The organism is Agrobacterium sp. rho-13.3, assembly GCF_033957765.2.
Classification (GTDB): Bacteria; Pseudomonadota; Alphaproteobacteria; order Rhizobiales; family Rhizobiaceae; genus Agrobacterium.
On the sequence record NZ_CP192774.1, the window covers coordinates 2,449,189 to 2,463,938 of the forward strand.

The window sequence follows — 14,750 nt, forward strand, 5'->3', positions numbered from 1 at the left end:
ACGAGATGGCAAGCATTTTTCCGGCCCTGAGCGCTGAAACCTATGTTCCGCACCAGCTCCACGCATCTGAGCGGATGTGGCCGGAAACCAATTGTTATGTAGATCTGTGGATCGAACTTCTGGCCTCCAGCGGTTTGCCGCCGGAAGCCATGCTCGGCTTTACGCTGACACAGGATTTCGAGGGCGACCAGTTCACTTTCTTTAAAGTACCGCTGGAAGACCTTGAGGCGCTGTATGGCATCCGCGTCACTGAACTGGCAATTTTCGACAGGCTGGAAAGCCATATCGCAACACAGTTGCAGCGCGGTCGTATCTGCCTGATCGAAATGGACAGTTTCTACATGCCGGATACCCAAGGTGTGGGTTATCGTAAGGAACACGGCAAAACGACGGTCGCCATCAACCGCATGGACTTGGCAAACCGCAAGCTGGAATATTTCCACAATGGCGGCTACTACGCGCTGGAGGGTGATGATTTCTCAGGCATTTTCCAACACCACCTCACGCAAGACGATCTTCCGTTTTTGCCCTACACCGAATTCGCGAAATTTCCCGAAAAGCCCGTGTCCGATAAAGAACGACGCGCAATTGCGCTGCGGCTTTTGGCATTACATTTTGCAAAACGGCCCGAGCAAAATCCGATCAAGGCCTTCGCCGAGGTCTTTCCGGGGCAGGTGGAAAAAGTGGCCGACCGGCCCTTCGGATTTTTCCACAAATATGCTTTCAACACGCTTCGCCAGTTCGGCGCCAATTTCGAGCTGACCGCCACCCATCTGGAATGGCTGGGTGGAGACAAACAGTTCGGCGAGGCGGCAAGCCACGCGCTTCGCATTTCGGAAGTGGCGAAATCCGTCCAGTTCCAGCTTGCCCGCGCCATCGCCCGTCGCAAGTTCGAACCACTCGCGACCGTTCTTGACCCGGCTATCACGGCTTGGGACGAGTTGATGGGCGCACTGGAGACATCGCTGAGCAAAACAAGCGAGGCGGCGTGACCGCGCCCTTCGCTTTGCATGTGCCGGGTGGGCAATTGTTGAGCGAGGGTTGGACCCTGACGCTAACGCTGCCGCATGCTTTCACCACACCGGTCGATATTCCATTTGATGTCGAGGTCATCACGGCGCCCGTTCCCGGCACTGTTGCGCAAGCACTGGAAACCGTCGGAAAATTTGATCGCCTTCTTCCACAACCGCTGAACAATCAGGATGCCTGGTATCGCCTGACCCTCGTTTCCGACGAAACCGGACCGGCTATTCTGCGCTTCGAAGGTCTGGCAACGATTGCCGAAATTTTTCTGAACGGAACACTGGTCGCCCATGCCACCAGCATGTTTGAAGCGCTGGACGTGCCCTTTGAATTGAGCGGCGCGGATGAGCTTGCCATCTGCTTTCGCGCCCTTGCCCCACGGCTGGAGAGACCTGGCCCCCGCGCCCGCTGGCGTCCACAGATGATGAGTTCTCAAGGCCTGCGGCTGATCAGAACAACCGCGCTCGGTTACATGCCGGGCTGGTGCCCGGAAATCCATGCCGCTGGACCATGGCGTCCCATTCGGCTTATTCGCGAAAACCAATCCGCGTTCGAACTCCTGTCTTTTCAATCGGAGCTGGGTGCTGATGGAACGGGGCATCTGCGTATGTCCGTTCGCAGCCACCGCCATATTGGATCAATGGACATCGGCTGCGCCGACCGCTGGGCAAGGCTACAGGCGACCAGCGAGGATGTCTTCGAAGGCGAATTGTGGCTGGAAAACATCGAACCATGGTGGCCCGCCACCCATGGAACGCCAGCGCTTCACGATCTCAGCCTGCGCCTGGATGGACAAACCCACTCCATAGGAAAAACCGGGTTTCGCCGTATTGAGATCAATCCCGGCACCGACGGAAAAGGTTTCGGGCTGAAGATAAACGGTCAGCCCATTTTCTGCCGGGGAGCGGTGTGGACGACTGCCGATATCGTGCGCTTGGGCGGTGAGCGCAAAGATTACGAACCCTGGCTCCGCCTCGCTGCTGAGGCGGGTATGAACATGATCCGCATCGGCGGCACAATGGCCTACGAGACCCCGGATTTCTTCGCGCTTTGCGATGAACTCGGCATTATGGTGTGGCAGGACATGATGCTCGCCAATTTCGATTACCCGGCTAAGGATGAGGCTTTTCTCGCCCATGTCGAAAAAGAAATCTCGCAGCTTCTCAAGACCACAGCGCTGTCGCCCTCCCTCGCCGTGTTGTGCGGCGGCAGTGAAATGTACCAGCAAGGCGCAATGCTGGGGCTTTCCGAACAGTTTTGGAAAGGTCCGCTGACGGAAGATATTCTTCCGGACCATGTCAGGCGTTTACGGCCGGATATTGCCTATGTGCCGAACTCACCCTTTGGCGGTGCATTACCCTTTGTCCCCAACGAAAAGGTCGGCCATTATTACGGTGTCGGCGCCTATTGCCGACCGCTTGAAGATGCCCGCCGTGCCGATGTGCGGTTTGCAGGCGAGTGCCTCGCCTTCGCCAATGTCCCTCAACAGTCCACGCTGGACGAATTTTTGCCCGCCCGCCCGGTTCACGACCCACGGTGGAAAGCCCGCGTACCGCGTGACAGAGGCGCGTCCTGGGATTTCGAGGATGTGCGCGACCATTATCTGAAACTGCTTTACGACGTTGACCCGGCAACCTTGCGCCGCGAAGACGCGGACCAATATCTAGACCTCTCCCGCGCCGTATCCGCAGAGGTTATGGAAGCAACATTCGCTGAGTGGCGGCGTGATGGGTCATCTTGCCAGGGTGCGTTGGTATGGACGTTGCAAGATCTCCAGCCCGGTCCCGGCTGGGGCGTCATCGACGCGACCGGCGAACCCAAACCGGCTTGGTATGGATTGAAACGTGCTTTCCGGCCCGTGAACATCCGCCTTATCGACGAAGGCACAAACGGCCTCGATATTCATCTCAACAATGAAACACCGCAAAATATCAATGTGATGGTAGAGATCACATGCTTGCGGGATGGTCTCCAGCCAGTCGTCACCGGCAGGCGTGCACTGGCTTTGGATGCCCGCCAAAAGCTGAAAATCGCCGCAACCGATTTGTTCGGCGCATTTTTTGACACTACCTATGCCTATCGTTTCGGACCGCCCTCTCACAACGTCACCGTCGCACGGCTTTTGGAGCCGGAGACTGGCGCGCTTTTGGGTGATGCCTTCCATTTTCCACTCGGGCGTCGCTCTGTCATGCAGGCCGTCACGCTTCAAACCGAACTGAAGCAAGACAATGATCGGTGGTTCCTGCATCTGAACACAGACCGCTTCGCGCAATCTATCCATATCGAAACGGAAGGTTTCCGCCCCGCAGATGACTGGTTTCATCTGGCTCCCGGTCAAGGCAAGCAGGTGGAACTTCTGGCTCTTGACCTACAAAACACAAAAGCACCACAGGGTGAAATTCGCTCGGTTGGAAGCAGCCACGTATTTCGTTTTTGACGAAACACGCTATAACGCAGCCTATTCATGAATATTTGTGACAGAACGAACCACGACATCATCAGTGTCGTATGACGCTTTTTCCACTGCAAAACACGCATCAGCGTTCATTTTCGAAGCTGCATCCCCGACAGGCAACTGCGGCTTTGACGCAATCGAAAACATCAACTACCCTCGATCCAGAGCGGGATTTAAGGCGAAAAATGTCAGCGGTTTTCGCCTTAAATCCCGCTTTGTTTTTTTAGATGATCATCAGGATTGTTTCTCCTGATCTCGCCCTGCAAGGCATAGAAGTCCTCCATGGAAAAAAACTTAACACGCTATATCTGGACGCATACGAGACGGCAGCAGCTTTCCATTCTGCTGATTGTCGCCCTGTCGATGATACCCTATTTTCTGGCCTTCGATCTTCCCAAGCAGATCGTCAACGGACCGATACAGGGCGATGGTTTTGAGGGCGTAAACTCCACACAGCTTTTCATGCATCTGACCATGGATATTCCCTATCTTGGAAAGATCACGCTTTTTCCAGGCATCGAACTGACGCGTCTTGGCATGTTGATGGGACTGAGCCTGACATTTCTGGCGCTCGTCATCATCAATGGCCTCTTCAAATATTACATCAATACCTACAAGGGTCGCCTTGGCGAACGCTTGTTGCGCCGCATACGTTTCGAGCTAATCGACCGCATCCTTCGGTTCCCGCCCAGCCATTTCAAAAGGGTGAAGGGCGCGGAAATTTCCAGTATGATCAAGGACGAAGTGGAGCCACTGGGCGGCTTTACGGGTGATGCCTTCGTTCAGCCTGCTTTGCTGGGCGGACAGGCGCTATCGGCCCTGTTCTTCATTCTCTTCCAGAATTTCTGGCTTGGCCTGATCGCCGCTTTTATGGCCGCCATTCAGGTCGGCATCATTCCCAAAATGCGCCGTCGGCTGATCGAACTCGGCAGGCAGCGCCAATTGGGCGCACGGCAACTGGCGGGCAGAATCGGCGAGATGGTGGACGGCATCGGCACGATCCACGCCTATGACACCTCGAATTACGAGCGCGCCGACGCGGCCCACAGGCTCGGTGAAATCTTCAAGATTCGCTACGATCTGTACCAGTGGAAGTTCATCGTCAAATTCATCAATAACTTTCTTGCCCAGCTGACACCGTTTTTCTTTTATGCGCTCGGCGGTTATCTGACGCTCAGAGGCAGTCTCGATGTCGGTCAGCTCGTGGCTGTTATCAATGCATACAAGGAACTTCCCGGACCCTTGAAAGAACTGATCGATTGGGATCAGGCGCGTCAGGACGTTCAAGTCAAATACGAACAGGTCTTCGAACAGTTCGATTCTCCAAGCATGATCGACCCAAAGATACAGGCGCTTTCTCCAGAAGCTGCGGCAGCTATTGCCGGGCCAATCGTCATCGCCGGGCTTTCGCTGGATGACGATAGCGGCACACGTCTGCTGGATAATGCCTCTTTGACGATCAATCCCGGGCAAAGCATCGCAATCGTCGGCGCGTCCGGTGCGGAAGCTCTTGCCGATGCGCTTGGCCGCACGCTCTGGCCAACCTCAGGCAAGATCACGCTCGGCGACATAGACCTTCACGAATTGCCCGAATCCGTCACCGGCCGGCGCATATCCTATGTGTCTGGCGATACCTATTTCTTCCACGCCAGCCTCAAGGAAAACCTTGTCTACGGCTTGAAACATGCTCCCCTAAAAGCGCGCGAATACGCCGGTGCTGAGTTGGAGCATCGCAAATGGGAGATCCGTGAAGCCAAAATGGCCGAAAATCCGAACATCGACATCAACAGCGACTGGATAGATTACGCATCCAGCCCGTCTGGAAGCGATGACGAGGACAAGTTCCTCAAGTCGATGCTGGCCGTTCTTGATACGGTTCAGCTTTCACCGGATATTCTCGAATTTGCCCTGCGATCTTCCATCGATCCGCTGACCGATCTGCATCTGGCCGCCCGGATTGTGGAGCTGAGACAGGCGCTGCGCACCGAGTTGGAGAAGGAGAACCTCAGCGGTCTCATCGTTCCGTTCGAGCCGAACAGCTACAATGCCGAGGCAACGGTTGGCGAAAACATCATGTTCGGAACCATGCGGGACGCCTCGGTGGCCAGCCGTATGATTATCGATAGCAACTATTTCCGCTCGCTGATGCGCGGCAGCGGATTGTCACAAACGCTGTTCGACATGGGGTATACGATTGCGGAAAACGTGGTCGAAATCTTCAGCGATCTGCCGCCTGATCACCCGTTTTTCCAGCAACTCACCTTCATGACAGCGGATGATATTCCGGGCTACCAGCAGATGCTGCAACGCCTTCAGGGCAAAAGCTACAATGACGCGACCGAGGCAGAACGGCGGGCAATGTTGCGGTTGAGCTTCTTCTATATCGAGCCAAGACAGCGTTTCGGCCTTCTGACACCAGAGGTCATGCAGAAGATCGTCGATGTCCGGCACATGTTCCATGAAAAGCTGCCGGATGATTTGCGCAGCTGGATCGAGCCATACGATCCCGGCAAATACGCAGCCTCGACCAGCCTTCTGGACAATATTTTGTTCGGCAAAATCAGCCATCGTTATGCGGATGCCTCACGACGGATCACAAAGATCGTTGCCGATGCCATGAAAAAGCAAGGGCTTTACGAGAGAGTGCTAGCGGTTGGGCTTGAATTCAACCTTGGGGCTGGCGGCAAGCGCCTTGGGCCGTTGCAGCGGCAGAAACTCAATCTGGCGAGAGCACTGATCCGAAAATCGGACTATTATGTTCTGAACCGACCTCTCCCCGGCCTTGATCATCGTTTGCAGCAGGAAATTGTTGAGAATGTCATCACGTTCCTGAGAAGCAATGGCGCCAATCCTGCGATATTGTGGGTGCTTTCCAACGCGGCGCTGTCAAAAATGTTCGATCGGGTCGTGGTCATCAATCAGGGGTCGATCATTGCCGATGGAACATACGAGACTCTTGTGGAAGAAAACGGTACATTCAAGGAAATGATCGCGGCTTGAGTGGCTTAGCGTGAACAATCAGGAACACGGACAGGAAAAGGCAATGCTTTTCAAAGACGAAATTCAGATGCTGAAACGCGTTCCCTTCTTTAGCGAGATGGAACCATCCAAGCTGAAGTTGCTCGCTTTTGCGTCGGACCGGGTGTCCTACCACGCCGGGGACGAGTTGTTTCGGCAAGGCGATATCGGTGATGCCGCTTACGTCCTTCTGACGGGCAAGGTCGATGTTCTGATCGACTCCCCTTCTGGCCAGATCAAGCTGACCGAAATGAGCGGCAACGCCATCGTGGGTGAAATCGCTATCCTATGTGACAGTGTCAGAACCGCCACCGTTCGCGCCTCCACCTCCGTTGAGGCATTGCGGATCGGCAAGGAGCAATTCTTCAAGCTGATGTCCGATTTCCCAGATGTCACAATCAAGGTCATGCGCGTGTTGGCCGAACGTCTGACGCAGACGACCACAGAGTTGAGCAAAGCACGGTCGGGTTCCAACGCTTAAACGAAACAGTGTTTTCAATAGCCACCAGTCACCAGAAAAATAAAAGTGGTACTATTGTAATAAAACTGAAATGCTGGTCGGAGTAAGGACTAGACAGTAGAAGGGCCGGCTCCATGGGAGTTGGAGCAGCGGCTCTTGTTTGGCGTCTGAAAGGACGCAACGGCGCTCTGGCGGAGGAAGCTTGAAAGAGTGCCCGTGATGTAATTTGGGGTGTATCATGGCGTTGAATTCCGACGGTCTGCGTCGGGACAGTGAGCAGGAATTTCGGGTTAAGATCTGGGGTGCGCGGGGAACGCTTCCTGTATCGGGAGAAAAATTCCGTAAGTATGGTGGAAACACGATCTGCATCGAAGTGAGGTGCGGAAAGCACGTTCTTCTGTTCGATGCAGGCTCGGGTCTTTTGCCGGCTGGTCAGGCGCTGAAGGCTGAAGGCATTGGCGACGTGAACATGTTCTTCTCCCATTGCCATTACGACCACATTGTCGGCTTTCCTTACTTCAAACCCTTTTTCAACCGTGAAAACGATGTGCGTATCTGGTCTGGCCATCTGGCAGGACAGAAGACGACCCGTGAAATGCTGGGCGAATTCATGAGTCCGCCATGGTTTCCCGCACCGCTCGACATTTGCTGCGCGCAGATCAGCACCAGAGATTTCAAGGCCGGGGACGTGCTACCAGTTCATCCCGATCTGAACATCACGACCGGCATGCTCAACCACCCCGGAAATGCCATTGGCTATCGCATCGACTGGCAGGGCCGCAGCTTCGCGATCATCACCGATACGGAACATGAGCAGGCCAAGCCGGACAAATCCGTTTTGAAGCTGATCGATAACGTGGACCTGTTTCTCTACGATGCAAGTTTCACCGAAGCCGAAATGGAAACATACCGAGGCTACGGCCATTCTTCATGGCAACAGGCCGTCCGTCTGGCCAAGCTGGCCAATGCCAAAAGCGTTGGTCTCATTCATCATGCACCTTTTCGCACCGATGATGAGCTGGATGTTATCGATGCCGATGCCAAAAAGGAGTTTGCCGGTGCATTTGCAGCGCGGGATGGCCAGACGATAGACCTTTGAAGGCAACCGTCGACCGGGCCGTCGCAACGCTCTTAAAAAATGCCGATGACGTGATCGCCGCGCTATTCTGATTTTTCAATCATGGGAGTATAGCAGCGAGCGGTTATCCAGCAGAGATGTCTCCCTGGCGATCCACCGAGAGACAACCCGGAGACAGCGAGCATGGCTTACATCGTGTCGGAAACGTCGCTCAGACGTGCACGATTGCTGTCGGGCCTCATCATGCTGGCCTTTGTTTTCACGCACTTTTCGAACCATGCGCTGGCGCTCGTTTCGATTGACGCTGCCGAATATGGTCGCATGTGCTTCAGCCTCGTCTGGCTTAATCCCCTCAGCAGCCTGATACTCTATGGTTCGGTGCTGACCCACATCGTGCTGGTCTTGCGCTCCATCTATCTGCGCCGCTCGCTCAAAATGCCCATGCGGGAAGCGCTTCAGATCATCATTGGCCTTCTTATTCCCTATTTGATCATCGATCACGCCACCAGCATTCGCCTCTCGCGGATGCTCTACGGCATCGATATTGGATACGAGAACGTCATCTACAATTTCTGGGTTCGCAACCCGTTTTTGGGCCTGCGACAAAGCTTTGCCGTGGTGCTGATATGGGCGCACGGCTGTCTCGGCATATTTTTCTGGCTGCGCTACCGCGACTGGTACAAGAGGATTTCGCCCTATCTGCTGACGGTGGCCGTGCTCTTGCCGATCCTCGCCCTGCTGGGCTTCAGTGATGCGGGCAGGGTTATGGAGCAGAACCCTCCACCGCCTCGCACCATTCATGCCAATCAGGCGGAAATCGAAGCAAAGGTCGAACAATTCACCAGCATGGCGAAAATGATATTCGGCGGATCTGTTCTGCTGGTTTTTGCTCTGCGCGGGGCTCGCAGTTGGCGGCAGAGATCGAATTCCATTGAGATACGTTATGATCACGGCGCGCTTGTTCGTGCGCCTATCGGCCTCAGTGTGCTGGAAGCCAGCCGTTCGGGTGGAGTCGCCCATTTTTCAGCGTGCGGCGGCAAAGGGCGATGTTCCACCTGCCGGGTGCGGATTATCGATACGGAAGGACCATTGCCGGAACCCTCCTCGATGGAAAGCGCAACACTCCAGCGTATCCACGCCGATTCAGATGTCAGGCTAGGATGCCAGCTTCGGCCAAAGCACAATCTGAATGTTGCCTTGCTGCTGTCATCCAAACAACAGAACGACATTCCCGCCAGCGGCGAGCCGATCCGCCCGGGCCGCGAAGAGGAAATCGCGGTCCTGTTCTGCGACCTGCGCAATTTCACGGCGCTGTCCGAAGCGCGCTTGCCTTACGATATGGTGTTTCTTCTCAACCGTTACTTCACCGTCGTTGGGCAGGCCGTTGAGCAGGCGGGCGGCAGGCTTGATAAATTCATCGGCGATGGCGCTATGGCGCTGTTTGGCCTTGAAGCCAACAAGGACACCGCAAGCCGCGATGCCTTGAAGGCTGCCGCGCTTATCCTGCGCGATATCGATATGCTCAACGAGGAACTAGAAAAACAGTTTTCTGTCAAACTACGGGTCGTGGTTGGCATCCATGCCGGTCCATCGATCGTGGGCGTCATGGGTTACGGGGCGGCCAAAAATCTGACCGCCATCGGCGATACGGTGAATGTTGCCAGCAGATTGGAAACCGTCGCCAAGGAATTCGGCACAGCAATTGTCGTGTCCGAACCGGTCATGATCCAGTCAGGGCACGACGCCAAGGCGCTGCAAAGCCGCACCATACCCATCCGTGGCAAACGCTGGGAAATGAAGGTTTTTCTGATTTCCGAGACGGAAAGCCAGCAGTTTTTGTAGCTTGCCTATAGTTTCCGGTAGAGGAAATAGCGGTCTGTTGGAACGGATGCGGGAACGGGAAGTGGGTTGAGGCTTTTTTCTTCCAGCGGAAGTCCGCTCACCGCGACACCGCCTTTTGCCAGCATTCCCGCCACAAGCTGCGGCAACCAGGTCAGCGTAACGGCGTCTTTCTCCGGATAACCCGTGCCGATATCGGCATGCACCAGCGCCGCTTCCACACCCAGATAGACCTGTGCCGTCTGCGCGATTTCGCCAATCACCAGATCGTCTTCATCCGGCACCGATGACGCGTGCGCACCCATCGCCCGGTCGAACGCAACGATGCGGCGATCCGGAAAAAGTTCGCGTAGATGGTTGAAGGTGCGCCCGTTGCCAAGTCCGATTTCCATAACCGGACCATCTGAAGGAATATTCAGATCGGCATGGACGTGATTGAGAATATCCCGCTGCGCCGTCAAACGGCGAATGAAGCTGTCCAGTCTGCTCATCTGTTGCTTTCTTCCGTCAGGCTTTGATGATGTGGCTTGCGACGATGCTGCGCCGCGCAAAGGCATTGCGCGTATCGATAATCAGCGGCGACCATTCGGCAAGGCTTTGGTAATCGATATTGTCATGGTCGGTCGCCACCAGAACCGCATCAAAATCGCTTATGGTTTTTTTGTCCCAAGCCACGGATTTCATGCCCAGCAGATCGCCATATTCGCGGGTCTTGGGAATTTCCGCCACATAAGGGTCGAAATAGGACGGCTGACCGCTTCGCTCCAGAATGAGTTCGATGAGCTTCAAAGATGGGCTTTCACGAATATCCGGTACGTTTTTCTTGTAGGCCAACCCGACGATCAGAACCTTGGAACGGCTGAGCGCCTTGCCGCGGTGGATATCCAGCGCTTCCGCAAGCCGACTGACAATATGGCGCGGCATGGCAGTGTTGATCTGGCCGGCCAACTCGATGAAGCGCGTCGGCAATTCATATTCGCGCGATTTCCACGTCAGGTAAAATGGGTCGATGGGGATGCAGTGCCCGCCAAGCCCCGGACCGGGATAAAACGGCATATAACCGAACGGCTTGGTTTTGGCCGCATCGATCACCTCCCAGATATCAATGCCCATCGCCTCGTAAACGACCTTCAATTCGTTAACGAGCGCGATATTGACGGCACGGAACACGTTTTCAGTGATCTTTACCGCTTCCGCAGTCGCATTGGTGGAGACCGGAATGACCGTTTTGACGACAGAGCCATAAAACGCCGTCATCACTTCAGCCGCATCCGGTCCTTCACCAGCAATGACCTTGGGAATGGTCGAGGTCTGGAAATCACGATTGCCGGGGTCTTCCCGCTCTGGCGAAAAACCGAGGAAGAAATCGGCAGCGGATTTAAGCCCGGTCTTTTCCAGAATGGTTTTGACCACACCATCCGTCGTGCCGGGATAGGTGGTGGATTCCAGCACCACAAGCTGGCCCGGACGAAGCGTTTTGGCGATTTCCCGGCAGGTATTTTCCACGTAGGAAAGGTCCGGATCGCGATATTTCGTCAGCGGCGTCGGCACACAAATGGCGATGACATCGCAATCGGCAAGCTTTGCGAAATCGCACGTCGCCACGAAACCATCATTCTCACGGGCCGTCTTCAAAACTTCGTGCGGCACGGCCTCGATATAACTTTCACCGGCATCGATGGCGGTGATCTTGCCGGGATCGATATCAAAACCCACCACCTTGAACCCGGCGTGAGCGATGGTCATGGCCAGCGGCAGTCCGACATAACCGAGGCCGATGACGCCCGCCGTGGCCTTTTTGGACTGGATGAGGTCGAGAAGTTGCTGTGCGTTTGAAGAGGAAGTCAAAGCTGATTGCGCCCCGCGCATGGATAAAACATGCCCATCAGTTGGGCGAGAACAGCCGCACTGTCAAGGTTTGGCGCAGTCGAAATCCAGACGGCAAATTCAGGTTGACGAAGTGTTGAGCGGCAACGCAAAACTCAAGCCATGAAAATCGCATTCTATTCTCCGCTGAAATCCCCCAACCACCCCGTCCCATCCGGTGACCGGCTGATGGCGCGTCTTTTGATGAAAGCCATGCGTCTCAGTGGTCATGAGGTGGAGGTGGTTTCAGAGCTACGCAGCTTCGTGCGTGAGCCTGATGGAGAGGATGCGCAAACTCTGAAGATTGCGGCAGAGGCAGAGAGAGATAAAATCGCCACCACATGGGCGACAGGCGAGACACCCGATATCTGGTTTTGTTATCACCCCTATTATAAAGCGAGAGACCTGCTGGGGCCTGTGCTTTGCCGAGATTTCAATATCCCCTACGTCACAGCGGAAGCCTCCTATTCTCCGAAACGCAACACCATGGGTTGGGGAGCGGTTCAGGCAGAGCTTCTGGCCGACCTTCATTTCGCCGCTGTGAATATTTGCTTCACGAAGCGCGACCACGACGGTCTTGAAAAGGCGGACGTGAATATCCGCTGTGCCATGCTGCCTCCCTTTATCGATGCTTGCGCCTTTGCGAAAATCCTCCCATCGCCCACCCGCTATCGCTTGGCGACCGTCGCGATGATGCGTCCCGGCGATAAGCTCAGCAGCTATCAGGCACTGGCGAACGCGTTGAAAACAGTGCCGAGTGATCTGCCATGGACGCTGGATATCATCGGCGACGGCCCGGAACGCGAGGCTGTGCATGGTTTTTTCAACGAAATCGATCAGAGCCGCATTATCTGGCACGGCGAACAAAAAGCCGAAAAGATAGCCGATATCCTGTCGTGTGCATCCCTCTATGTCTGGCCGGGCCACGGCGAAGCTTACGGCCTTGCCTATATGGAAGCACAGGCTGCGGGCTTGGCGGTGATCGCCGAACGCATCGCCGGTGTACCGGAAGTCGTGAGAGATGGTGAAACAGGTATTCTGACCGACCCCGGCGACGTGAAAGCCTATGCAGATGCGCTGATAAAACTCATGACGGAAGACGATTTGCGTCAGACGATGGCTACAAATGCCCGCCACTTTGCAACTGTTGAACGCTCGCTTGAAAACGCTGCCATCACACTGAATAAAATTCTCAAAAACCTGCCGGAGCAGACATCATGAGCGAAAAACTGCTTCTGGAAACACTGGATGATTTCGCCAGCAAAAACATCATCGCGGACCTTTGGCTGCGGGATGATGATGCGACGCTTCCCGGCCCGGCACTGGACCGACTTCTTGATCTTTCGGAACGATTTTCCGTGCCGATGACGCTCGCCGTCATCCCAGAACCAACAGGAGAGGCACTGGCGAGGCGCATTGAGCAGACGACAAATATCGATATAGCGGTTCACGGCTGGGCACACCAAAACCATGCGAGGCCGGATGAGAAAAAACGGGAACTGGGTTTGCACAGACCGCTGGACACCGTGCTTGATGAGCTGCAAACCGGCCGGACGAAACTCCAGTCGCTGCAGGGCTCTCGCTTCGTGCCAATGCTTGTGCCGCCATGGAACCGGATAGACCAAGTCGTTGTCGAACAGTTGCCGCAGGCAGGTTACAAAGCACTGTCTGTTTATGGCCCTGAAAAAACGGGCGGCATTCCACTTCTCAACACTCATATCGACGTCATCGATTGGCGCGGAACACGCGGTGGTAGGGATCACGACCTGCTGTTTGCCGAAATAGCTGCCCGGTTACGCGCAGCGCAAGACACCAAAGGAATGGCGGGCATCCTCACCCATCATCTGGATCACGATGATAGCGTCTGGGCTTTTCTTCAATCGCTTTTCAGCCTCACGGCCAATCACCCTGGTTGCCGCTGGCGCTCCTCGCGGCAATGGGTAGAAGGGCTTTCACCATGATTTCCAGGCAATCAGCAAGCCATCGTCATTTGCGTCCAGAGTAGAGCGAACCGCTTCCACCTCACTGAAGGGTGCGCGATCCGCCACGAATGCCGCGACGAAATTCCCGCCAGCCAGACACACCGAACCTGACCGCGCGACGACCGTAAAAATCAGCGGCCCCGTCGCCCACCAAGCGGGCGCCTTTGGCAGTTTCTGGAAGATTTCGGGAAAAGCATCCAGCATCCGGGCAAACACTGGATGGCCGGGCGGCGTGGCGATAAAGGAATTGGCCAGCAGCACACTGCCCTGCCCGGTCTTGCGCGGCACGTCTTCGGCAAAAGCCGTCAGTCCGATCATCGGCAGCACATCATCAAAACTCAGATCATCGCGGGCAGGATAAAAATCGCAGTCCAGATAGATGCCGCCAAACCGCGAAAGGATGATGTACCGCGCCACATCCACCGCACCGGGATAATCTCCATCCGCCAGCATGGCAGCAAATATCGGGTTGGAGAGAATACCCGCCCGCTCAATATCGGCTTCACGCCACAGCCGATATTCAAGCCCATGTTTGTCCGCATGTGCTGCCCAGGCCTCGGTCGACACGGGCACTGGCCTGTCGCCGATCCATATCTGGTGGATAATCTTCGGCACCGCCTCGCGGTTTTTGGCGGCAATGACCCGACGCTCCTCAGCGGAAAAACGGCCATATGACTCAAAAACCTCCGGTGGCGGAACCAGCAGATATTGATAGCCGGTGCGGCTCACCACATCATTCTCCGCTTTGGCAAGTTTGAGAAACGCGGAATGAAGCTTGCGTGGAAGCCCCAGCGCCGTCCGCTCCCCCATTAGGTTTTGGTCAGCCTCCTGCGAAAGCTGATCGAGAATCCTGCGGGCTTCGTCAAAATTTCTCTCGACAAGTAATTGCCGCACCGAAGCAAGCTTTGCATCAAAATAAACCTTGTCGGGCATAGCCGCTCCCTGCGCTTGTAATAACTCAGACATATCTTCCGAATAGACGTTTTTCTACAGGCCCATAACCTATGCAAGTTCCCAAAATTTTCGCTG

General features: G+C 55.2%; 11 protein-coding genes. 8 read left to right on the forward strand and 3 right to left on the reverse strand.

Features of this window, described 5'->3' with window-relative positions; translation table 11 throughout:
• The first annotated feature begins 5 nt into the window (after nucleotides 1–5).
• The 6 genes from RMR16_RS12050 to RMR16_RS12075 all read left to right on the forward strand — a co-directional run bounded on the left by RMR16_RS12050 (nucleotide 6) and on the right by RMR16_RS12075 (nucleotide 9,876).
• On the forward strand, nucleotides 6–992 hold the full coding sequence (locus RMR16_RS12050; protein ID WP_320201444.1) for a DUF1839 family protein: 987 nt from the start codon (nucleotides 6–8) through the stop codon (nucleotides 990–992).
• On the forward strand, nucleotides 989–3,460 hold the full coding sequence (locus RMR16_RS12055; RefSeq protein WP_320201443.1) for a glycoside hydrolase family 2 protein: 2,472 nt from the start codon (nucleotides 989–991) through the stop codon (nucleotides 3,458–3,460). Before RMR16_RS12050 ends, RMR16_RS12055 begins: the two co-directional genes overlap by 4 nt.
• Nucleotides 3,461–3,760: 300 nt before the next feature.
• Complete coding sequence (locus RMR16_RS12060; protein WP_320201442.1) at nucleotides 3,761–6,478, forward strand: ABC transporter ATP-binding protein; 2,718 nt, start codon at nucleotides 3,761–3,763, stop codon at nucleotides 6,476–6,478.
• A gap of 43 nt (nucleotides 6,479–6,521) precedes the next feature.
• Nucleotides 6,522–6,977: a cyclic nucleotide-binding domain-containing protein gene (locus tag RMR16_RS12065; RefSeq protein ID WP_320201441.1), complete on the forward strand. Its 456-nt coding sequence runs from the start codon at nucleotides 6,522–6,524 to the stop codon at nucleotides 6,975–6,977.
• 217 nt (nucleotides 6,978–7,194) lie between these two features.
• On the forward strand, nucleotides 7,195–8,055 hold the full coding sequence (locus RMR16_RS12070) for an MBL fold metallo-hydrolase (RefSeq protein WP_320201440.1): 861 nt from the start codon (nucleotides 7,195–7,197) through the stop codon (nucleotides 8,053–8,055).
• A 162-nt stretch (nucleotides 8,056–8,217) separates the two neighbouring features.
• Nucleotides 8,218–9,876 (forward strand): adenylate/guanylate cyclase domain-containing protein, encoded by a 1,659-nt coding sequence (locus tag RMR16_RS12075; RefSeq protein WP_320201439.1) that lies wholly within the window; start codon nucleotides 8,218–8,220, stop codon nucleotides 9,874–9,876.
• 5 nt (nucleotides 9,877–9,881) lie between these two features.
• Here RMR16_RS12075 and RMR16_RS12080 read toward each other — a convergent pair whose 3' ends face one another.
• Together RMR16_RS12080 and RMR16_RS12085 are read right to left on the reverse strand one after the other, a co-directional pair.
• Nucleotides 9,882–10,364, reverse strand: a complete 483-nt coding sequence (locus tag RMR16_RS12080) for a class I SAM-dependent methyltransferase (RefSeq protein WP_320201438.1) — start codon at nucleotides 10,362–10,364, stop codon at nucleotides 9,882–9,884.
• 16 nt (nucleotides 10,365–10,380) lie between these two features.
• Nucleotides 10,381–11,721, reverse strand: a complete 1,341-nt coding sequence (locus tag RMR16_RS12085) for a nucleotide sugar dehydrogenase (RefSeq protein ID WP_320201437.1) — start codon at nucleotides 11,719–11,721, stop codon at nucleotides 10,381–10,383.
• A gap of 141 nt (nucleotides 11,722–11,862) precedes the next feature.
• Between RMR16_RS12085 and RMR16_RS12090 the strand changes: the two genes are divergently transcribed.
• Both RMR16_RS12090 and RMR16_RS12095 read left to right on the forward strand, forming a co-directional pair.
• Entirely contained in the window at nucleotides 11,863–12,960 is a 1,098-nt protein-coding gene (locus tag RMR16_RS12090) for a glycosyltransferase family 4 protein (protein WP_320201436.1), read from the forward strand.
• Nucleotides 12,957–13,700 carry a polysaccharide deacetylase family protein gene (locus RMR16_RS12095; RefSeq protein WP_320201435.1) on the forward strand — a complete coding sequence of 248 codons (744 nt, stop codon included), beginning with the start codon at nucleotides 12,957–12,959 and terminating at the stop codon, nucleotides 13,698–13,700. Before RMR16_RS12090 ends, RMR16_RS12095 begins: the two co-directional genes overlap by 4 nt.
• Here RMR16_RS12095 and RMR16_RS12100 read toward each other — a convergent pair.
• Nucleotides 13,692–14,654 carry a glycosyltransferase family 32 protein gene (locus tag RMR16_RS12100; protein WP_320201434.1) on the reverse strand — a complete coding sequence of 321 codons (963 nt, stop codon included), beginning with the start codon at nucleotides 14,652–14,654 and terminating at the stop codon, nucleotides 13,692–13,694. The genes RMR16_RS12095 and RMR16_RS12100 overlap by 9 nt on opposite strands.
• Nucleotides 14,655–14,750: the final 96 nt, after the last annotated feature.

Coding starts and splice junctions, on each gene's coding strand:
- RMR16_RS12050 (WP_320201444.1), top strand. CDS start 6: ATGGCAAGCATTTTTCCGGCCCTGAGCGCTGAAACCTATGTTCCGCAC.
- RMR16_RS12060 (WP_320201442.1), top strand. CDS start 3,761: ATGGAAAAAAACTTAACACGCTATATCTGGACGCATACGAGACGGCAG.
- RMR16_RS12065 (WP_320201441.1), top strand. CDS start 6,522: ATGCTTTTCAAAGACGAAATTCAGATGCTGAAACGCGTTCCCTTCTTT.
- RMR16_RS12070 (WP_320201440.1), top strand. CDS start 7,195: ATGGCGTTGAATTCCGACGGTCTGCGTCGGGACAGTGAGCAGGAATTT.
- RMR16_RS12075 (WP_320201439.1), top strand. CDS start 8,218: ATGGCTTACATCGTGTCGGAAACGTCGCTCAGACGTGCACGATTGCTG.
- RMR16_RS12080 (WP_320201438.1), bottom strand. CDS start 10,364: ATGAGCAGACTGGACAGCTTCATTCGCCGTTTGACGGCGCAGCGGGAT.
- RMR16_RS12090 (WP_320201436.1), top strand. CDS start 11,863: ATGAAAATCGCATTCTATTCTCCGCTGAAATCCCCCAACCACCCCGTC.
- RMR16_RS12095 (WP_320201435.1), top strand. CDS start 12,957: ATGAGCGAAAAACTGCTTCTGGAAACACTGGATGATTTCGCCAGCAAA.
- RMR16_RS12100 (WP_320201434.1), bottom strand. CDS start 14,654: ATGCCCGACAAGGTTTATTTTGATGCAAAGCTTGCTTCGGTGCGGCAA.